A 20161-nucleotide genomic window follows, 5' to 3' on the forward strand; every position below is an offset into this window, starting at 1 on the left:
GGTTGTCTCCTGATAAGTGTTATGGATACTGCTGCCCGCGTCTATGTCGCGGTGTTAATGGAAGCGAAACACGCCCCCGGTACAACAATTCATTGGCGTGCTCGTTACGCGCCGAATTTCTCCGCGAGCCAGGCCGGAGGTTGATGCGTGGCGAGGCGATGGCCGGCGGCCAGCAACGGCGTAGAGAACTCCCGCTGCACCAACTGCGGCAATCCGCGCACCACATTCATTAAGGGCTCCAGCGTCACGCCGGTGGTCACGCCCATGCACTCGAACATGTGCACGAGTTCTTCGGTATTGACGTTGCCGCTCGCGCCCGGCGCGAAAGGACACCCTCCTAGTCCACCGACTGCCGCATCGAAGCGGATCACCCCTGTCTGCCACGCGGCAATCGCATTGGCCAACGCCATGCCGCGCGTGTTGTGGAGATGGATCGTGATAGGCAACCCCGGAAATTCGCGCAGTGTTCTCTCGCACAACGCCGCCACCTGCGTGGGATAGGCCATGCCCGTCGTATCGCACAACGTGATGCCGGCAGCGCCTGCGTTCACGAGCTCGTGCGCCAGACGCAGCACCTCATCGGCCGACACATCGCCATCAAACGGGCAACCGAACGCTGTTGACAGCGACACATTGCACGGCGTGGACGTGCCCTGCGCTGCACGCAAGATGTTGGTGAGCTCCTCCAACGACTGCGCGCGGGTCATGCGCAGATTGGCGCGGTTATGCGTCTCGCTGCTGGACATCACGAGATTGATCTCCTGCATCCCGGCCTCGACGGCGCGCTCCAGACCGCGCACGTTGGGCACGAGCGCGGTGTAGATGACGTCGGGACGGCGACGGATGCCGCGCATCACCTCTTGCGCATCGGCTAGCGCCGGAATCGCGCGAGGCGAGGTAAAGCTCGTGACTTCAATACGCGTGAAACCGCAATCGGACAGCGCATCGACCAGCGCTATCTTTTCCTCTGTCGGGACGAAGGCCTTTTCGATCTGCAACCCATCGCGGGGGCCGACCTCATTGATTTCGATACGAGATGCACCGGTGTTCATGCAATCACTCCACGTGCGCGCAATATGGCGCGTTGTTCTTCGGTCAGGCCTGCCTCCGCGAGCACGGCGTCGGTGTGTTCGCCGAGCGTCGGGGCCCGATCGTGAATCTCTCCGGGGTTGTCGGACAGGACCGGGAATACCGCGGGCATTTCGACACGGATGCCGCTTGCGGCCTGAACCTCTGCGATCGCGTTGCGGGCGCGATAATGCGGATCGCGCGCAATATCCGCCACGTTGTAGATGCGGCCGCAGGGCACATCGGCTTCGCGCATGGCCGCCAGCACTTCGTCGATCTCGCGCTGCATGGTCCATGCGCTGATGGCGTCATCGATCTCCTGCGCGCGTTTGGCGCGACCGTCGTTATGCGCGAGCGCCGGATCCTGACCCAGATCGTCGCGGCCGATGCGTGACATCAGTCGCATATAGATGCCGTCGCCGTTGCCCGCGATCAATACGTAGCCATCCTTGCAAAGATACGCGTTCGATGGGGCGATGCCTGGCAAGGATGCGCCCGAGGGCTGGCGTACCGTGCCAAACACCGTGTATTCCGGCAAAAGGCTCTCGGTGAGATTGAACAGGCTCTCATAAAGCGCGGCATCGATCACCTGCCCTTCTCCACCACGGGCATCCCGTTGATACAGGGCCAGCATCACACCCAGCGCGCCATGCAGCCCGGCAATCGTATCGCCCAGAGACAACCCGCCACGCACCGGCGCGCGGCCGGGCTCGCCGTTCAGATAACGCAGGCCCGCCATGGCCTCGCCGATCGCGGCGAACCCAGGTTCGCGCGCCTTGGGGCCGGTTTGACCATAGCCGGACACGCGCAGCATGATGAGGCGGGGGTTCAGCTTGTGCAGCTCCTCCCACGACATGCCCCACTTTTCCATGGTGCCGGGGCGGAAGTTCTCGATGAGCACATCCGCCTCCGCGGCCAACATGCGCACGATGTCCTGGCCTTCCTTTTGGCGCAGGTCTACACAGACGGATTGCTTGTTGCGCGATTGCGCCTCCCACCAGACAGAGGTGCCCTCATGCAGCAGCCGCCATTTGCGCAGCGGATCCCCTTGTCCGGGCGGCTCGATCTTGATGACCTGCGCGCCAAAGTCCGCCAAGGTTTTCGCCGCGAACGGACCCGCGATCAACTGTCCCAGCTCCAACACGCGAATTCCGGCCAAAATCTGTCCTGCCATGCCATTCCCTTGAAAGCGGTTTTCCCAGGCCGGCAGTGTGCGCGAAAGTGGGTGGGCTGGGAATGATTGTTACGCGAAACGGGTTTCTGCAAATGGAAAAGCCCCTGGGTTGGCGGGACACGCACGCGTCACTGCCATGCTGCACCGGTAGCGCCGCCCCGACCTTGCGCACACCTTTCCCCGCAATGGCCCGCGCACGAGCGAAAAGCGCGGCCGTGATACTTTTCTCTGTCACGCACCACCTTGCCTGCGACCTCGCATGACCGCTCTCGAACTGCCCGTTTTCTATTCGTTTCGCCGCTGCCCCTACGCCATGCGCGCCCGTCTGGCGCTGGCGGTCAGCGAGCAACCCTGCGAACTGCGCGAGGTCGTGTTGCGCGCCAAACCGCCGCAACTGTTGGCCGCCTCGCCCAAAGGCACCGTACCCGTACTCGTGCTGCCCGACGGCGCGGTCATCGATCAGAGCCTGGATATCATGCGCTGGGCGCTTAACCGGCATGACCCACAGCATTGGCTGGCCGCCGACCCTGATACCGCTGCCCAATACGATGCCCTGATCGAACAATGCGATGGGCCGTTTAAAACCCATCTGGACCGCTACAAGTATCCGGTACGCTACGACAACGTAGACCCCCTCACGCATCGCGCGGCGGCCGGGGAAATCTTGGGCGCTTGGGATGAACGCCTCAGGCGCACCGATCACCTCTTCGGCCCACGCCCCTGCCTGGCGGACATGGCTATTGCCCCGTTTGTGCGTCAGTTTGCGCAGGTAGAACCGCAATGGTTCGATCAACAGCCATGGCCGGAGCTGCAGCGATGGCTAAAGGCTTTTCTGTCTACTGCGCTATTTCAGCGCATCATGCACAAATATGCTGCCTGGGAGGTAGGCACGGAAACCGTGACGTTTCCGCCGCAGTGCTGATCTTCACTGCACGGATTCACGGTGCAAGTGCGTCCAAAGCAATTTCGCCGCCACGTTCAGCGCCTCGACATCGCGCGCGCCGATCAAGAGCCAACGATGCGCCCATTCGTCGGTCAGCGGGATCAAACGGATCGACATGGAACGCGCATGGGGTTCCGCAGCGATACGCGGCAGCACGCCCACACCACCCGTGGCGACCACCATGCGACACAGCACATCGAAGCTGCGCACCTGGATCCGTAGACGCATCGCCTTTCCCAACCGACGGCTTTCCTCATGCAAGCGCAACGCCAGCGAGGTGGTGGGCGGCAGCGTCACATAGGCGTAGTCCAGCGTATCCACAAAAGCCACCCGGGACAACCCTGCCAAGGGATGCCTGGGCGGTGCAATCAAGACAAGCTCGTCGGGCCGATAGCGCGCGGTCTTTAAGCCTTCTGCTGGCGTACGGTCGGCAAATACACCGATATCGGCACGATTCTCCAGCAAAGCGGTCACGATATCCGTGCTGTTTTGCTCTTCCAGATCGATGCGCACAGCGGGATGCTCGTCCATGAAACCCGCCAGATCCTCGGGCAAGAACTGCGTCAATGACGAGGTATTCGCCGCGATCCGCACCTGCCCGCGTACCCCTTGCGCGAAATCGGACAAACTGCCCGCCATCTGCTCGACCTCGTGCAGCACCCGTTGCACATGCGCCAGACAGGCCTGCCCCGCGTCGGTCAAGGCCACGCCGGCGGGATTGCGGTACAGCAACGGCGTGCCCAACGCGGCCTCCAGATCGGAAATCCGCTTGCTCGCCGCCCCCACCGCCAGATGCGACTGACGCGCGCCAGCCGAAATACTGCCCGCCCGGGCAACGGCCGCAAACAAGGCTAAAGTCGTGAGGTCAAAACGCGAGACATTCATGCCGCAGATGCTACCTCACATCGGGCGCTGCCCGGCGCGCAACATTTCGTCTGCGGCCCTACTACAATCCACCCCATGAATACGAACACCCCCGAATCCCCGGACACGGCACCTTTGTCCGACACCACCCGCGCCGCGCTGGAACCGGCCACCCAGGCACCGAACAGCCCTGGCGCCACGCATATCCGCAGCTTCGTCCATCGGCGTGGCCACATCACACAAGGTCAGCGCGAAGCGCTGGAGCAGCTGCTGGACAAATGGTCCCTGCGCTACACCCCCGAGCGTATTGATCTGGCCGCGCCCTTCGAGCGCAGCGCGCCGACCGTGCTCGAGATCGGCTTTGGCATGGGCGAGACCACCGAGAAAATCGCGCTGGCCCGCCCCGACGACAACTTCCTGGGCGTCGAAGTCTTCAACGCCGGCGTGGGCGCCATGCTGCGTCGCATCGAAGATTCCGGCCTGAAGAACGTGCGCATCATTCAGCACGACGCGGTCGAAGTGGTGCGCGACATGATCCCGCCCAATAGTCTGGCTGGCGTGCATGTCTATTTCCCCGACCCGTGGCCAAAGAAACGCCATCATAAGCGCCGCTTGCTACAGCCGCCCTTCGTCGCCCTGCTGGCCAGCCGTATCGCGCCGGGCGGGTATCTGCATTGCGCTACGGACTGGCAGGACTACGCCGTGCAAATGCTGGAAGTCTTGAGCGCCGAGCCGCTACTGAAGAACACGGCCGCCGATTACGCGCCGCGTCCCGACTACCGCCCCCAAACCAAATTCGAAACACGCGGGCTGCGGCTGGGTCATGGCGTGTGGGATCTGATTTTTAAACGAGTCGAGTAACCATGCTTTATCCTGCCATTGAGCCCTATCGCCAGGGCATGCTGGACACCGGCGACGGCCATCAGGTGTATTGGGAGCTCTGTGGCAACCCGCAGGGCAAGCCGGCGGTATTTCTGCATGGCGGGCCGGGCAGCGGCTGCGCGCCCGTGCACCGTCAACTGTTTGATCCCAAGCGCTATAACGTGCTGTTGCTGGACCAGCGTGGCTGCGGCCGGTCGACGCCCCATGCCAGTCTGGAAAACAACACGACCTGGCATCTGGTCGCCGATATCGAGCGCCTGCGCACCGAAGTCATGGGCGCGGACCGCTGGCTGGTGTTTGGAGGCTCGTGGGGATCGACTCTGGCGCTCGCCTATGCGCAGAAGCATCCGGAGCACGTCAGCGAACTCGTCGTGCGCGGCATTTTTGGCGTGCGTCGCGCCGAGCTGCAGTGGTTCTATCAAGAAGGCGCCTCGTGGTTGTTCCCCGATCACTGGGAGGCCTACCTCGAACCCATTCCCCCCGAAGAACGCGGCGACCTGATTGCCGCCTATCACAAGCGCCTGACGGGCGATGATCCGGCCGAGCAACTTCGCGCGGCCAAGGCCTGGAGCCGCTGGGAAGACAGCACCATCACACTCATGCCAAGCCCCCGGCATCAGCAAAGCCATGCGGCCGATCGCGCCGCGTTGGCCTTCGCACGGATCGAAAACCACTATTTCGTGAACGGCGGTTTTATGGAAGACGGCCAGCTGCTGCGCGACGCCTATAAATTGCGCCACATCCCGGGCACCATCGTGCAGGGTCGCTATGACATCTGCACCCCGGCGCGCACCGCGTGGGAGCTGCACCGCGCCTGGCCCGAGGCGGAATTCCATATCGTGCCCGACGCCGGCCATGCCTTCGATGAACCTGGCATCCTCGCGCGCCTGATCGCCGCCACCGATGCCTACGCCACCCGATAAGGAGCCCTGATGCAGATCATGCTAAACGGCACCGCACGCGAGTGCGCGGCCGACACCACTGTCATTCAATTGCTGGAAGCGCTCGGCTATGCCGGCAAGCGCGTCGCGGTCGAGCGCAATGGCGAGATCGTACCCAAGAGCCAACATACAGCCGCCAAGCTGCAAGATGGCGATCAGGTCGAGATCGTCGTGGCCGTGGGCGGGGGTTGATCTTCCCTGTAGCGTAAGCGGCAAGCGGCGACGCGCATTGGTGACCAAGCGTTTCCGCACTAGGCGTCAACGCTACAGAGTGCATAAATGTTCAACGCTGAGCTACCGGCACCGGTGACCCCCTTGCGCCAGAACCTCTAAGGAGTACGCTGGCGCCTGGGTTGTCACCGGCGCCGGAACACCGACGGTTTCCCACGCGCCGGCTCCCTTCAGAGGAGTCCATATGCTGCGCAAGCTATTTACCGAAGATACCTTGGCCGCTCAAGGTGCGGGCGCTCGCCTGCTGCGCATGGCAGGCGGCGCCGGACGGCGCGCGACGGGCCAGGTAGTTCGGCGCCTGCATCGCCACGCCTGGGTTGCCGAAAGAGTGCGCTTCGTCCGAGCCTGGCGTGCGAATCCCAAGAGTATTGGCGCCATACTGCCCTCCAGCGCGCGGTTGGCCGCCGCCATGACGCGTGACCTCCAACCGAATGACGGCCCTTGTCTGGAGCTAGGTGCGGGAACCGGTTCGTTTACCCGAGCCCTTATCGCAAAAGGCTTTACTCAAGCCCAGCTCACCCTGGTCGAGATGGATCCGCAGTTCGCACGCCAACTTCGCGAGGAGTTTCCCGAGGCGTACGTCTACCAAGGCGACGCTGCACGCCTGGCCGATGTCCCGCTATTTGTCGATGGCTTGGCCGGGGTCGCGATCTGCGGCTTGCCATTGCTCAACATGCCGCTCAAAGCCCAGATCGGCATCCTGAGGGGTACCTTTGCGCAGCTGCGGCCAGCAGGCGCGCTGATATTGTTCACCTACGGCCCGCGCTGCCCCGTCCCGCTGCGGGTGCTGGACCGCCTGAACTTGCGCGCACGCCGTGTTGAAACGGTCATCGCGAATGTGCCGCCGGCTCATGTGTGGAAACTGACGCGTCGGACTGCGGCAGGCGTCTGATTCGACGACGCCATACAATTTGTTACCCTATTACGGCAAACGGCCACATCTAGGCCTGCAAATCGGCCCATAATGAATGTTCCAATGGCATGCGGACATGCGATATCACGCGATCTGCGGCGAATCGGGCACTAAAAGTGCCTAAACATGGGCGAGGAACGAAATGGGTCTACTAAGCTTTATCAAGGACGTTGGTGAGAAACTCTTCGGCGCGCACGAGGCCCAAGCGGCATCGGTCGATGAGTTGAAAAAGGAACTGGACAAGCATGGCCTGAACGCCGATGGTTTGGACATCAAGGTCGAAGGCGACAAAGTCACCGTGACCGGCGAGGCGGCTTCGACGGAAGAGGCCGAGAAAATCTCCTTGGCGCTGGGCAACACGGTTGGCGTGGCCCAAGTCGACAATCAGCTTACCGCCAAGCACGCAACGCCAGAAGCCACCATGTACACCGTGAAGAAAGGCGACAACCTCTGGAAAATCGCCGAGGCGCACTATGGCGCGGGCCAAGGTGCCAAGCATACGGTCATCTTCGAGGCCAACAAGCCCATGCTGACGCACCCTGACAAGATTTATCCCGGTCAGGTGCTGCGTATCCCGCCCCTGCAATAAACCCTTGCGATAGCAAATCCGTTCAAACTGGCAGCCCCCGCAGCGCTGCCGGTTTGTACCGGTGCGGACTATCCCCGCTCGCGCCGGTCAATTCGGCCAGACTCCGGTCTGGCCGTCTTTTTTTGCATCCGCATTTGCCACAGCGGCACCCGCGCTGCCTCGCTGCAGCACAGGCCCCACCACCGCACGGACAGCGTTAGCGTAAGCCGCCAAAGCGTCCCAGGCCCTTCAAGCCGCCCATGGCGCGCATCATTTTCGCCATGCCGCCCTTTTTCATCTGCTTCATCATGCCCTGCATCTGATCGAATTGGGACAGCAGACGATTGACCTCCTGCACCGGCACGCCGGCGCCCGCTGCGATACGGCGTTTACGCGACGCCTTGATCAGCTCGGGCTTGGCGCGTTCGGCCGGGGTCATGGAATTCAAGATGCCTTCGGTGCGACGCAGTTGCTTTTCAGCCTGCCCGCCTTGCAGCTGACCGGCGGCCTGCTGGAATTGCGCGGGGAGCTTTTCTAGCAGCGAGCCCATATCGCCCAGCTTTTTCACCTGGCCGAGCTGTTCGCGGAAATCGTTCAGGTCGAATTTGTTGCCCGACTTGAGCTTGGTCGCGAGCTTTTGCGCCTCGGCGATGTCGATGTTCTTCTGCGCCTGCTCGACCAGCGACACGATGTCGCCCATGCCCAACACACGCTGCGCCATCCGGTCGGGATGGAATGGCTCCAGGCCGTCGAGCTTTTCGGACACCCCGACAAACTTCAGCGGCTTGCCCGTGACATGGCGCACCGACAGCGCGGCGCCACCGCGCGCATCGCCGTCCAGCTTCGTCAGCACCACACCGGTCAACGGCAACGCTTCGGCGAAAGCCTTGGCGGTATTGACCGCATCCTGGCCCTGCATCGCGTCCACGACAAACAGCGTCTCGACCGGATTGACCAGATCGTACAGCGCGCGGATCTCGCGCATCATCGCTTCGTCGATGCCCAAGCGGCCCGCGGTATCCAGGATCAGCACGTCATAGTGATGACGGCGGGCATGGTCTACGGCATTACGCGCGATATCTTCTGGTTTCTGGCTGGGATCGGAGGGGAAAAAGTCGATACCGGCCTGCGCGGCGACAGCTTTCAACTGATCGATAGCGGCCGGGCGATACACGTCGGCGCTGACCGTCAGGACCTTTTTCTTGCCGCTATTGCGGCCGTTTTGGGTATGGTTGCCCTCGGCCAGCCAGCGGCCGAGCTTACCGGTGGTGGTGGTTTTACCGGCACCTTGCAGACCGGCCATCAAGATAATGGCGGGGGGCTGAACTGCCAGCGACAGTTCGCCGGCGCCTGTGCCCAGATCGCCGCCCATCAGCGAAGTCAGCTCCTTGCTGACCACGCCCACCAGCGCCTGGCCAGGGCTGAGACTACCCACGACCTCCTCGCCCAAGGCTTTCTCTTTCACGCGCGCGATGAAATCGCGCACGACAGGCAGAGCCACGTCGGCCTCGAGGAGCGCCATGCGCACTTCGCGCAGCATCTCCTGCGTATTGGCTTCGGTGAGGCGGGCTTCGCCGCGCAGCGTCTTGACGACGCGCGACAAACGTTGTGTCAGGTTATCGAGCATGAGAGGCGTTTCCGCTTACACTAGTTGATTGAACGGTGACCCGGGCAGGCTACTCCCGCTGGGCCACCCCCCGAGGTACCAATCCCCGTAGAGGGCAGCCAGGCGCGGGCGCGACGACGGGCTTTTTGCCCCTGTGGCGCACGGCGCCGGAGAGGCCCCATCCAGACAACGGTTTTTATGTCATTAGGCATTGTATTTCACGCAGCCGCCGCCCTGGCCTATGCCGTGCTCGGCACAGCCCTCTGGCAGCGCCTGCGCGGAGCCGGCCGCGTCGAGAAAACCGGCAAAGTAGCGCGCTTGGGCCTGCTAGGCGCACTGGTTCTGCAGGGCGTGGCCCTGCAACAATCCATGCTGGGCGGCTCGCACCTGACCATAGGCTGGGCGCTGGCGCTGTCGGCGACGGTGTGGCTGGGCATGGTGGTGTTCTGGCTGGAAAGCTTTGTGGTGCGAATCGACGGCCTGCAGTTGCTGCTGCTGCCCGCGGCCACGATTGTGTGTGTGCTGGCAGCGATCTTTCCTGATGGCGTGCGCGTGCCGCATGCCGAGGATGGTTCGATACGCGTCCACCTGCTGATCGCCTTGGCCGCCTATGCACTCATTACCGTAGCCGCGCTGCATGCCCTGCTGATGGCGCTGTTGGACCGGCATCTGCATCGCCCGCTCGAGACGCCCGCAAACCGCAGTCTGCTAGGGCGAGTCCTGGACGCCCAGGCGCCGCTCCTGGTGCAGGAACGCCTGCTGTTTCGCGTCATCTGGATCGGCTTTCTGGTCCTGACGGCGGCTGTGGTTACCGGCTCGGTCGCGTCGATGGAGCTGACTGGCAAGATCCTGCCTTTTGATCACAAAACGGTTTTCACCCTGCTGTCTTGGCTGACCTTTGGCGTATTACTGCTGGGACGCCATATACGCGGCTGGCGTGGCCGCGTCGCGTTGCGCTGGACTTTGACCGGATTCGGTTTTTTAATTTTGGCCTACACCGGTACGCGGTTCGTGCTGGAAGTCATTTTGCAACGGAGCTGAAGTGGGCAAGCTGCTAATCTGGGTCATCATCATCCTGGCCGTCATGATGGTGATGCGTATCGTGGCCGCCCGCAACAGCACCCGGCACACGACGCGCCAATCCCCCCCAAAGCCACCCGCCCGCCAGCCTGGGCAGGGGCCGGTCGAATCCATGGTGCGTTGCGCGCATTGCGGCATTCACCTGCCCCGATCCGAAGCTACGCTACTTGATGGCAAGACCTGGTGCAGCCAGGAACACGCGCGACTCGGCGAGCGCTAGTCGAGTCATCCCGGAGGCCCCTTGAACCGGCAGTCAAGGCAGGCATAATGAGGCTTACGTATCCATAACGAGCCGCATCCATGTCTTTTCGCTTAGATCGACACGGGTGGCTCAGGCCCGCGACGAACGTGCGCCTGCTGCCCTCGCCCAACTGCGACGCCCGCCCTGCCGGGACGACGGTTTCTCTACTGGTCATACACAACATCAGCCTGCCACCCAATGAATTCGGTGGCCCGCATGTCGCGGGGCTGTTCCTTAACCGCCTGGACTACGACGCGCATCCCTGGTTCGCACGACTAAAAGGCATGCGCGTATCGGCGCATTTTTTCATCCGCCGCAACGGTGAAGTCGTGCAGTTCGTCGCCGCTGACAAGCGCGCCTGGCATGCCGGCGTATCGCGGTTCGAACGCCGCGAGCGCTGCAATGACTTTTCCATAGGAATCGAACTCGAGGGCACGGACACCTTGCCCTATACCGACGCGCAATACACGAGCCTGGCCAAATTGACGCGCACGCTGCGTGCGCGCTACCCGCTGCGCGCGGTGCGTGGCCACGAACATATCGCCCCCGGCCGCAAGACCGATCCGGGGCCCGCTTTTCAATGGACCCGTTTCGGGCGCTTGACTGGCTTTCTGCGCCGGCAGCTGCCCGGCCAATATTAAGGAATCAACATGCTAAAGATCTGGGGACGTTCAAGTTCGGTCAATGTACAAAAGGTCTTGTGGACGGCGCGCGAGTTGGCGCTGCCGCATACGGCCGAACAAGTCGGCGGCAAATTCGGCGGTTTGGACACGCCCGAATATGGCGCGATGAACCCGAATCGCAAGGTGCCGGTCATCGACGATGGCGGACTGATCCTGTGGGAGTCCAACGCGATCGTGCGCTATCTGGCAGCACGATACAGTGAAGGCGCCCTGTGGCCCACCGATGTCGCCGTACGCGCACAGGCCGATCGCTGGATGGACTGGACAGCCACGGAATGGCAGCCGGCCATGGTGCCCGCGTTTTTAGGCTTGATCCGTACTCCTGAAGATCAACGCGACACGGCCGCGATCGAGGCTTCGACGGCAAAAGCGAATCAGCTGGGGCAGATCCTCGAAGACGCCCTGCAGCAAAAGGAATACATCGTCGGTAGCCATCTGACCATGGCTGACATCGTGCTGGGTTGCGTGGCACACCGATGGCTATCGATGCCGATCGAACGCCCCAAGACACCTGCCATGAATGCGTGGTATCGCCGGCTGATGACGCGCCCCGCCACCCAGGGCGTGCTGGTACTGCCGCTTTCCTGAGTCAAACGCCGCTGACAATCAGCCCAGCCGGGCGAGCAGCGCAAAAAGCTGCTCACGCTCCGCTGTGCTGAGGCTCGCGCTAATCCGATCATCGTGCGCGCGTACTGCCTGCGTAATGCTGGCGTGCGCGCGTCGCCCGGCAGCCGTCATCGTCAGCGCATACGCACGCTTGTCCTCCTTGACCTCGCTGCGCGTGACATAACCCATCACCTCCAGCTGATTCACCAGCTGCACCGCCCCCGATCGCGCGATGCCCAGTATGCGCGCCAGATCCGTCAACTTCAGATCCGGATTCTTCGCCACCAGGGTGAGCGCCGAAAACCGCTGCGGCGTGATATCCCAAGGCTCAAGCGCCGCCAGAAAATCCTCGTAAATCAAAATCTGCGCGCGCCGGATCGCATAACCCACAAGAGAGTCCAGTGCCCCGTAATTCACGCCGGGAACATGAGGGTCAAAAGCCTCGCCACGGGCTTGCGGCCGACGTGGTCTTGATGCTGAAGCGCTGGACATAATTACATGCAAAATACAAAGGACCTACACACTACCGCAGACGCGCGGCGTGCGCCATCGCGGTTTGCGGGTTAGTCCCAGTGCCGCTCATTCCCGCGATTTTGTTATGGTTCATAACAATATAAGATTCAAACAAGCATGCCCTACCCGCATGCTGGAGTGAGGCTATGAATATCGTAATCGCCGGCGGCGGCATTGGAGGGCTGACGCTCGCTTTGATGCTGCATGCAAGAGGCATTCCATGCCGCGTCTATGAAAGCACCCAGACGCTGCGCCCCTTGGGCGTAGGCATCAATTTGCTGCCACACGCCGTCAATGAGCTCGAACCCCTGGGATTGCTCGACGCGCTGGCAGCGCGCGGAATCCAGACATCCGAGCTGCATTACTACAACAAGCTTGGCCAACCGATCTGGCGCGAGCCGCGCGGGTTGAATGCCGGTTATCCGCTGCCGCAATTTTCCATCCACCGGGGCGAATTGCAGATCCTGCTCGCAGAAACAGTACGCGAGCGCCTGGGCGAAGACGCAATTGTCACGGGCATGGTGCTGGAGTCCGCCGAGCAGGACGGCGCCACGGCGCGCGCGCATTTTCGCAGCCGCCATGACGGCCAGCTGCATACCGTGACGGGAGATGCGGTGATCGGCGCCGATGGCATTCATTCCGCGCTGCGTAAACAGTTCTACCCCACCGGCGACGAGCCACGTTTCTCGGGCCGGATGCTATGGCGTGCCGTGACCGAGGCCGATCCGTATCTGGACGGCCGCACTATGTTCATGGCGGGGCACCAGGACCAGAAATTCGTTTGCTATCCCATTTCGGCTCCTTTGCATCGCCAAGGCCGCTCGCTGATTAATTGGATCGCCGAGCTCGCCATCCCGGATGCCACGCTGCCCGCCACGGACTGGAACCGCAGCGTGGATAAATCTGTCTTCGCCGATAAATTCGCGGACTGGCGTTGGGACTGGATCGACATTCCATCCATCATCGATGGCGCGCAGGCAATCTACGAATTCCCGCTGGTGGACCGCGACCCGCTGCCACGCTGGACCAAGGGGCGCATGACCCTGTTGGGCGATGCCGCGCACCCGATGTATCCCATCGGGTCAAACGGATCGGCACAAGCCATACTGGATGCGCGCTGTCTGGCCGATTGCCTGGCGCAAGTGCGCCAAGGCGCGCTGCGCGGTTTGGAGACCGCCTTGCTGGAATACGAGGCAGAACGTCTGCCGCGTACGGCGGGCATCGTGCTGCGCAATCGCTTGAACGGCCCCGAGCAGGTCATGCAAATGGCCGAAGACCGCGCCCCCGACGGCTTTGCCCACATCAACGACATCATTCCGCAAGAGACCTTGCAAGCCATCTCGCTACGATATAAACAACTGGCGGGCTTTGACCCCGCCGCGTTACGCCGATCCACCGGAGCAACATGATGACGACGCCCACCGCCCCCTTGCTGGAACACATCGCCACCTTGCACGTCTATGTGGGTCCACCACAAGAAGTGGGCGAGACGCCTAGCGGCCGCCGCCGCATCATCCCCATCCTGGGCGGTAATGTCTCCGGCCCGCTGCTCAACGGCACGATCCTGCCGGGCGGGGCGGATTTTCAATCGATACGTTCGCCGACCTACACCGATATCCAGGCACGCTATGTGATCGAGACGACCGAAGGCCATCGCGTCTATGTCGAGAACACCGGCATCCGCACATGCAGCGCCGAAGACACCGCGAAGCTCGCGCGCGGCGAGGCGGTGGATCCCGCGCGCGTTTACTTTCGTACCTACCCGCGATTTGAAACCGCTGCGCCCGAGCTGGCTTGTTTGCAAGAGCAACTATTCGTGGGCACCGGCGCGCGCTACCCAGATCATGTAGAACTGAATTTTTATCGAGTGGGTTAACCGGGCTGATACCCCGAACCGGGATCACTGCTACCACCACGCCACTTCTTCATCTCAACACCTATAGCAGCCAGCAAAGTACTGGCTATCTCACTTGCTACGGAGACACATCATGCGATCCCCTTTGCGCCGACTGCTCGTTACGGCCTTGCTGTGCTTGCCCACCGTCGTGCTGGCCGACTATCCGAATGGACCGGTACGTCTCAACGTCGGTTTCCCGCCAGGAACCGGCCCTGACATCGTGGCACGCACGCTTTCCCAACAGCTGGGCGAGCGGCTAAAACAAAGCGTTGTGGTGGAAAACCGCGCCGGCGCGGGCGGGCAGATCGCCGCGCAGGCCGTGGCCCGTAGCCCGGCGGATGGCCAAACCCTGTTGTTGGGAGAAGTGGGTTCGATCAGCATCTCACCGGCCACGTACGACAACCTGAACTACGATCCGGCCAAAGACTTCGCACCGATTTCCGAAGTCGTGCGCGCGGATTTCGCACTGGTGGTGCCGGCGGATTCGCCCTACAAGGCACTCGCTGATTTCGTCAAAGCGGGCAAGGACGCAAAAGACCGCGTCAACTTTGGCACCTTTGGCGCGGGAACACCGGGGCATTTTGGCGCAGAACTGTTCGCGCGCGAAACAGGCATGAAGATCGAGCCTGTGCACTACCGCTCCACTGGCGACGCCGTCACCGCACTCGTGTCCGGCAACGTGCAAGCTGCTTTTGTCACGACCGCGTTGGCGGCGCCCCAGGTGCAAGGCGGCAAGATGCGCGCGCTCGCCATCACGGGCGCCAAGCCTTCCGATGCCCTGCCCGGCGTTCCGACCTTTGCTCAGGAAGGTCACGACAAGGTGGATTTCGGCGCGTGGTTCGCACTGTTCGCACCGGCAGGCACGCCGGACGCGGTACTTGATCGTCTGCAAAAGGAAAGTGCCGCCGCGCTGCAAGCGCCAGAGGCCGCCCGGACGTTGAAGGACGCCGGTTTCATCGTGGTCGGCTCCAGCCGCGAGGATCTCATGAAACTGCTCGATAGCGAGGCGAAGCGTTGGTCCGAGGTGGTGAAGGCAACGGGCTTCAAGGCGAACTAGCCATTGGCTCGGGGCATGGCTGGCTGAATTCCCCAACTAGCCCCATGCACGGGTCAAAACGCCTGGATCGTGCGCCACGTGCGGTGACTGTACTAGGCCGATAGCCAATAAAAACGCCCCGGATCTTTGCCGACCGGGGCGTCTCGTTATCCACGCTGCGCAATGCAGCGTACGTCTTTTACTTCAGCAGCAACGCATTCAAACGCTTCACAAACGCCGCCGGATCCGCGATCTGCGCGCCCTCGGCCAACAAGGCCTGATCGAGCAACAAGCGCGCCCACTGATCGAAGTCGGCATCACTCGCATCACGCACACGCGCGATCAAGGCGTGCTCGGGGTTGATTTCCAACACCGGTTTAACGTCCGGCGCTTCCTGCCCGGCGGCCTTGAGCATACGCAGCAGATGCGGGCTCAGTTCATTCTGACCCACCACCACGCAAGCCGGCGAATCCACCAGACGCAGCGTGACACGCACGTCCTTGACCTGATCTTTCAGCGTTTCCTTCAGGCGCTCGACCAGCGGCTTGAAGCTTTCTTCGACTTCCTCCTGGCGTTTCTTTTCTTCCTCGTCCGCCAGCTCGGCCAGATCCAGGCCACCCTTGGCCACGGACACCAGCGACTTGCCATCGAACTCGCGCAGGTACGACAGCATCCATTCATCCACGCGGTCGGAGAGCAGCAGGACCTCAATGCCCTTCTTGCGGAAGATCTCCAGGTGCGGGCTGTTGCTCGCTGCGGCGAAGGTGTCGGCCGTGACGTAGTAGATTTTGTCCTGACCTTCCTTCATGCGCGACACGTAGTCGGCAAAGGACACGTTCTGAATGGCCTCGCCCGTATGCGTGGACGCAAAGCGCAACAGCTTGGCAATGCGTTCCAGGTTGGCGCGGTCCTCGCCCGTGCCCTCTTTCAGCACCTGACCGAATTCCGTCCAGAACGTGGCGTAATCCTCGGGCTTGTTCTCGGCGAGGTCTTCCAGCAAGGACAAGATGCGCTTGGCCGAGCCTTCGCGGATCGCGCGCACATCGCGGCTTTCTTGCAGGATTTCGCGCGAAACGTTCAACGGCAGATCTGCCGAATCAATCACCCCGCGCACAAAGCGCAGATACGACGGCAGCAACTGCTCGGCGTCATCCATGATGAAAACGCGCTTGACGTAGAGCTTCACCCCACGGCGCGCATCGCGATCCCACAGATCGAAGGGCGCGTGTTTCGGGATATACAGCAGTTGCGTGTATTCGCTGCGGCCTTCGACGCGGTTATGCGTCCAGGCCAGCGGGTCGTCATAGTCGTGCGAGACGGTCTTATAGAACTCGCGGTACTGCTCTTCGGTGACATCGCTCTTGTTACGCGTCCACAGGGCGTTGGCCTGGTTGACGGTTTCGAGTTCTTCGGTCTTGACCTGTTCGCTCTTTTCCGAGTCCCAGTCTTCCTTGAACATGCGGATCGGCAAAGAGATGTGATCGGAATAGCGACGCAGGATCTCGCGCAGTTTCCAGCCGTTCAGGAACTCGTCCTCGTCGGCGCGCAGATGCAGCGTGACATCGGTGCCACGGGTGGCCTTATCCGCCGAGGCAATGCTGAACTCGCCTTGACCGTCCGACTCCCAGCGGATCGCCTCGCTCTCTGCGGCGCCGGCGCGGCGGCTGACGACGGTGACCTTGTCCGCGACGATGAACGACGAGTAAAAACCCACGCCGAACTGACCAATCAGCTGTGCGTCTTTCTGCTTGTCGCCGGTCAGCTGCGAGAAGAATTCCCGCGTGCCCGAACGCGCGATCGTACCCAGATTGGCGATCGCCTCGTCACGCGACAGACCGATACCGTTATCCGAAATCGTGATCGTGCGCGCCGCCTTGTCGAAGTCCACCCGGATGGCCAGTTCGCTATCGCCGTCCATCAGCTCGGGGCGGTCAATCGCCTCGAAACGCAGCTTGTCGCAAGCGTCCGACGCGTTAGAGACCAGCTCGCGCAGGAAAATTTCCTTGTTACTGTAGAGCGAGTGGATCATCAGGTGCAGCAGCTGCTTCACCTCGGCCTGGAATCCCAGGGTTTCAGACGTGGAAGACGTGGCGGTTTGGCTCATAGTTTTAGCGGTCAGAAAAACAAGAGTGAAAATGGCGGTTTCCGGCGGCTGGCTCGGAGATTTGAACCGAGGGCTCGGCCGCGACAGAATCCGAGAAACCCCATACACATGGGGTTCGCCGATGGGTTTTCAAGACCCTGGCGGGAGGGCTGCGGCGGGAGCCGTTAAAATTCCGCAAATTCCTCTCTCGCCGCCTGTGCGGCAACTCCTTTCATGCAATCCCCTGACTTAGCCGCTACAGCTCGTCCGGCCTCCGGCGCGGACACCCCTACTCACGACCTCGTTTATGGCCCGAATGACCGGCCATCGCCCCCGGTTGCCTTTGTTGCTGCGCTGCAGCACCTGCTGGCGATCCTGGTGCCGATCGTCACGCCGGGTCTGTTGATTTGCCAGGCGCTGGGCGTCAGTTCGCGCGACACCACCTTGATCGTCTCGATGTCGCTGGTGGTCTCGGGCATCGCCACGTATATGCAGTGCCGCCGTTTTGGCCCGTTGGGTGCGGGGCTGCTGATCGTGCAGGGGACAAGCTTCAATTTTGTCGTGCCGCTGATTGCGGGCGGCTCGGCGATGGTCAAGACGGGCACCCCCGTGGAAACGGTGCTGGCCACCATGTTCGGTGTCGTGATCGCCGGGTCCTTTGTCGAGATCGCCATCAGCCGGGTCTTGCCCTTTGTAAAGCGGCTGATCACCCCGCTGGTGACCGGTATCGTGGTGCTGCTGATCGGGTTGACGCTGATCAAAGTGGGTTTGATCAGCATGGGCGGCGGCTATTCGGCCATGGGCGATGGCACCTTTGCCAGCGGGGAAAACCTGATTCTGTCCGGGCTGGTGCTGGGCACCATCATTTTGCTCAACCGCCTGCCGGTGCTGTGGATACGCAGCACCGCGCTGGTGATTGCGCTGATCGTGGGGTATATCGCGGCGGCGTATATGGGACGGCTGGATTTCACCGGTGCGCGCGAGGCGGCGCTGTTTCAGATTCCGGTGCCGTTGCATTTCGGGCTGGGCTTTTCCTGGTCGCTGTTTGTGCCGATGTTGATCATCTATCTGGTGACTTCATTGGAAGCGATTGGCGATGTGACGGCGACGAGCAAGGTGTCGAAGCAGCCGGTCGAAGGGCCAGTGTGGATGCAGCGGATCAAGGGCGGCGTGCTGGTCAACGGCGTGAATTCGTTGCTGGCGGGGATTTTTAATACGTTTCCCAGCTCGGTTTTCGCGCAGAACAATGGGGTCATTCAACTGACCGGGATCGCCAGCCGCCATGTCGGCATCTGGATTGCCGGGATGCTTGTGGTGCTGGGTCTGTTCCCCGCCGTGGCGGGCGCGCTGCAGGCAGTGCCCGAGCCCGTGCTGGGTGGCGCCGCGATGGTGATGTTTGGCGCAGTGGCGGCGGCGGGGATCAATATCCTGGCCGGGATTCAGCTGGATCGGCGCGCGCTGCTGGTGATCGCGGTGTCGCTGGCCTTGGGGCTGGGGGTGTCGCAGGTGCCCGAGATTCTGTCGCATCTGCCGCGTGGGTTGAGCAGCGTGCTGGAGTCGGGCGTGGCGACTGGCGGGATTTGTGCGCTGGTGATGAATTGGTTCTTGCCGGAGAAGAGCCGGGCGTAACGGCCTATCTCTTTGCGATTGCCCGGGCTTGTGTGTCGCGCAGGCGGTATTCCAGGACGGTATAAGGAGTACCGCCGTCGGGCTTGCGGCGCACGATGACTACGCCCGTTTCGCTGATCAGGGAATATTCCCCGTCGTTGTTGAGATCGCCGTCGCATAGGACGACCTGGAGTTCGCGGGCCGTGCCGCCACCCAGGGCCGCGCCCGTGTAAATCTGGTCGCACTGGGCGATTTGCTTAACGTGATCGCGACCTTCGATCACGTGCAACTCGAGCACGGCACGGCCGCTGCCGGGGCCTCGTAGGGTGTTTCCGCTGGTTTTGGGCGCCAGATAGGCGACGGGGCCAGTGGCCTCTGCGGTAGCGGGGGCCTTGGGTGAGGTCGAGCAGGCGCCCAGCATCAGCGTTGCCAACCCGGCCAGAGCAAAGCGGCGTGATGACATCAATGTGCTGCGCGTCATAGTCGTTGAAGTTGTAGGTGAACCGGCGTAGCGTTGAGCGGTCGGCGGGGATGGAGAAACGACGGGATATCCGGGATCTATGTCCGGCTTTATCCAGTGCGCGAGCCCTGGACCGTCAGGTAGACGTCGCGGGCACCACACCGCTAGAAGCGAAAGGATTCTACTGCGACCGGTGCAACGTTAGATGTCTTCAGGCGAAAAATTAAAGGGATCTGACTTTTTTGAAAAAGCAGCATATAATCGCTGTCTTCGCATCTCCCGCAGTTAGTCATCAGACTATCTCGCGACCTCCTAGCCCGGGTGGTGAAATTGGTAGACGCAGGGGACTCAAAATCCCCCGCCGCAAGGCGTGCCGGTTCGATTCCGGCCCCGGGCACCAGAATTTGAAAAGCCGGGCTCTACCCCATAAACGGGGGATGAGCATTCATCAGACCCGGTTAATCACACCGTTCCAACCGCACTGAGCCAAGACTCTCATGCGGTAAGGCTCTACCCCATAAACGGGGGATGAGCATTCATCAGACCCGGTTAATCACACCGTTCCAACCGCACTGAGCCAAGACTCTCATGCGGTAATTCTCAAAATTTCTGAACCCAAACGCCCGGCGCGAGAGCATTTCCATCTTCGTGTGAAAGCCCGGCTCTACCCCATAAACGGGGGATGAGCATTCATCAGACCCGGTTAATCACACCGTTCCAACCGCACTGAGCCAAGACTCTCATGCGGTAATTCTCAAAATTTC

The 20161-nt window shown here is 61.8% G+C and carries 21 protein-coding genes, 1 tRNA gene and 1 pseudogene; 15 read left to right on the top strand and 8 right to left on the bottom strand.

Annotated elements, in window-relative coordinates; all coding sequences use genetic code 11:
- Positions 1–104 precede the first annotated feature (104 nt).
- Both GOQ25_RS02015 and GOQ25_RS02020 read right to left on the bottom strand, forming a co-directional pair.
- Entirely contained in the window at positions 105–1052 is a 948-nt protein-coding gene (locus GOQ25_RS02015) for a hydroxymethylglutaryl-CoA lyase (RefSeq protein WP_160348762.1), read from the bottom strand.
- Positions 1049–2242, bottom strand: coding sequence for a CaiB/BaiF CoA-transferase family protein (locus GOQ25_RS02020; protein WP_160348763.1), 1194 nt, complete (start codon positions 2240–2242; stop codon positions 1049–1051). Before GOQ25_RS02020 ends, GOQ25_RS02015 begins: the two co-directional genes overlap by 4 nt.
- Positions 2243–2501: 259 nt before the next feature.
- Here GOQ25_RS02020 and GOQ25_RS02025 point away from each other — a divergent pair, with 259 nt between their 5' ends.
- Positions 2502–3164 carry a glutathione S-transferase gene (locus tag GOQ25_RS02025; protein ID WP_160348764.1) on the top strand — a complete coding sequence of 221 codons (663 nt, stop codon included), beginning with the start codon at positions 2502–2504 and terminating at the stop codon, positions 3162–3164.
- A gap of 3 nt (positions 3165–3167) precedes the next feature.
- Here the strand turns inward: GOQ25_RS02025 and GOQ25_RS02030 are convergent, their stop codons facing one another.
- Positions 3168–4070, bottom strand: a complete 903-nt coding sequence (locus GOQ25_RS02030) for a LysR substrate-binding domain-containing protein (protein ID WP_160348765.1) — start codon at positions 4068–4070, stop codon at positions 3168–3170.
- Positions 4071–4145: 75 nt separating this feature from the next.
- On the opposite strand from GOQ25_RS02030, the gene trmB reads away from it, so the two are divergent.
- From trmB to lysM, 5 genes are all read left to right on the top strand, one after another.
- Positions 4146–4910, top strand: coding sequence for a tRNA (guanosine(46)-N7)-methyltransferase TrmB (gene trmB / locus GOQ25_RS02035; RefSeq protein WP_160348766.1), 765 nt, complete (start codon positions 4146–4148; stop codon positions 4908–4910).
- A gap of 2 nt (positions 4911–4912) precedes the next feature.
- On the top strand, positions 4913–5854 hold the full coding sequence (gene pip / locus GOQ25_RS02040) for a prolyl aminopeptidase (RefSeq protein WP_160348767.1): 942 nt from the start codon (positions 4913–4915) through the stop codon (positions 5852–5854).
- Positions 5855–5863: 9 nt separating this feature from the next.
- Complete coding sequence (gene thiS, locus GOQ25_RS02045) at positions 5864–6064, top strand: sulfur carrier protein ThiS (protein WP_160348768.1); 201 nt, start codon at positions 5864–5866, stop codon at positions 6062–6064.
- Between the two features lie 223 nt (positions 6065–6287).
- A complete protein-coding gene (locus tag GOQ25_RS02050; RefSeq protein WP_160348769.1) occupies positions 6288–6995 on the top strand; it encodes a class I SAM-dependent methyltransferase in 708 nt (235 codons plus the stop codon).
- A 163-nt stretch (positions 6996–7158) separates the two neighbouring features.
- Positions 7159–7605, top strand: a complete 447-nt coding sequence (lysM, locus tag GOQ25_RS02055; RefSeq protein ID WP_160348770.1) for a peptidoglycan-binding protein LysM — start codon at positions 7159–7161, stop codon at positions 7603–7605.
- A gap of 196 nt (positions 7606–7801) precedes the next feature.
- On the opposite strand, the gene ffh is transcribed toward lysM, so the two are convergent.
- Positions 7802–9211, bottom strand: a complete 1410-nt coding sequence (gene ffh / locus GOQ25_RS02060) for a signal recognition particle protein (protein ID WP_160348771.1) — start codon at positions 9209–9211, stop codon at positions 7802–7804.
- A gap of 177 nt (positions 9212–9388) precedes the next feature.
- Between ffh and GOQ25_RS02065 the strand changes: the two genes are divergently transcribed.
- The 4 genes from GOQ25_RS02065 to GOQ25_RS02080 all read left to right on the top strand — a co-directional run bounded on the left by GOQ25_RS02065 (position 9389) and on the right by GOQ25_RS02080 (position 11782).
- Entirely contained in the window at positions 9389–10231 is an 843-nt protein-coding gene (locus GOQ25_RS02065) for an inner membrane protein YpjD (protein WP_160348772.1), read from the top strand.
- 1 nt (position 10232) lies between these two features.
- Positions 10233–10490 (top strand): PP0621 family protein, encoded by a 258-nt coding sequence (locus GOQ25_RS02070; RefSeq protein ID WP_160348773.1) that lies wholly within the window; start codon positions 10233–10235, stop codon positions 10488–10490.
- A gap of 80 nt (positions 10491–10570) precedes the next feature.
- Entirely contained in the window at positions 10571–11152 is a 582-nt protein-coding gene (gene ampD, locus GOQ25_RS02075) for a 1,6-anhydro-N-acetylmuramyl-L-alanine amidase AmpD (protein ID WP_160348774.1), read from the top strand.
- A gap of 9 nt (positions 11153–11161) precedes the next feature.
- A complete protein-coding gene (locus GOQ25_RS02080) occupies positions 11162–11782 on the top strand; it encodes a glutathione S-transferase family protein (RefSeq protein WP_160348775.1) in 621 nt (206 codons plus the stop codon).
- Between the two features lie 18 nt (positions 11783–11800).
- On the opposite strand, the gene GOQ25_RS02085 is transcribed toward GOQ25_RS02080, so the two are convergent.
- Positions 11801–12292, bottom strand: a complete 492-nt coding sequence (locus tag GOQ25_RS02085; RefSeq protein WP_160348776.1) for a MarR family winged helix-turn-helix transcriptional regulator — start codon at positions 12290–12292, stop codon at positions 11801–11803.
- A gap of 167 nt (positions 12293–12459) precedes the next feature.
- Between GOQ25_RS02085 and GOQ25_RS02090 the strand changes: the two genes are divergently transcribed.
- The 3 genes from GOQ25_RS02090 (at position 12460) to GOQ25_RS02100 (ending at position 15267) form a co-directional block, all read left to right on the top strand.
- Positions 12460–13722, top strand: coding sequence for a flavin-dependent oxidoreductase (locus GOQ25_RS02090; RefSeq protein ID WP_160348777.1), 1263 nt, complete (start codon positions 12460–12462; stop codon positions 13720–13722).
- On the top strand, positions 13719–14189 hold the full coding sequence (locus tag GOQ25_RS02095; RefSeq protein ID WP_160348778.1) for a DUF3237 domain-containing protein: 471 nt from the start codon (positions 13719–13721) through the stop codon (positions 14187–14189). Before GOQ25_RS02090 ends, GOQ25_RS02095 begins: the two co-directional genes overlap by 4 nt.
- A 112-nt stretch (positions 14190–14301) precedes the next feature.
- Positions 14302–15267 (top strand): tripartite tricarboxylate transporter substrate binding protein, encoded by a 966-nt coding sequence (locus GOQ25_RS02100; RefSeq protein ID WP_160348779.1) that lies wholly within the window; start codon positions 14302–14304, stop codon positions 15265–15267.
- Between the two features lie 178 nt (positions 15268–15445).
- Here the strand turns inward: GOQ25_RS02100 and htpG are convergent, their stop codons facing one another.
- On the bottom strand, positions 15446–17350 hold the full coding sequence (htpG, locus tag GOQ25_RS02105) for a molecular chaperone HtpG (protein WP_160348780.1): 1905 nt from the start codon (positions 17348–17350) through the stop codon (positions 15446–15448).
- 213 nt (positions 17351–17563) lie between these two features.
- Between htpG and GOQ25_RS02110 the strand changes: the two genes are divergently transcribed.
- A complete protein-coding gene (locus GOQ25_RS02110) occupies positions 17564–18958 on the top strand; it encodes a uracil-xanthine permease family protein (protein WP_160348781.1) in 1395 nt (464 codons plus the stop codon).
- A gap of 4 nt (positions 18959–18962) precedes the next feature.
- On the opposite strand, the gene GOQ25_RS02115 is transcribed toward GOQ25_RS02110, so the two are convergent.
- A complete protein-coding gene (locus GOQ25_RS02115) occupies positions 18963–19400 on the bottom strand; it encodes a hypothetical protein (RefSeq protein ID WP_160348782.1) in 438 nt (145 codons plus the stop codon).
- A gap of 312 nt (positions 19401–19712) precedes the next feature.
- Between GOQ25_RS02115 and GOQ25_RS02120 the strand changes: the two genes are divergently transcribed.
- Positions 19713–19797 (top strand) — tRNA-Leu (locus GOQ25_RS02120).
- A 139-nt stretch (positions 19798–19936) separates the two neighbouring features.
- Here the strand turns inward: GOQ25_RS02120 and GOQ25_RS02125 are convergent.
- Positions 19937–20068, bottom strand: a pseudogene (locus GOQ25_RS02125) (transposase); the annotation flags it as partial.
- Between the last annotated feature and the right edge of the window lie 93 nt (positions 20069–20161).

This window comes from Bordetella sp. 15P40C-2 (genome assembly GCF_009763235.1).
In the GTDB taxonomy this organism is placed as follows: Bacteria; Pseudomonadota; Gammaproteobacteria; order Burkholderiales; family Burkholderiaceae_B; genus Bordetella_A.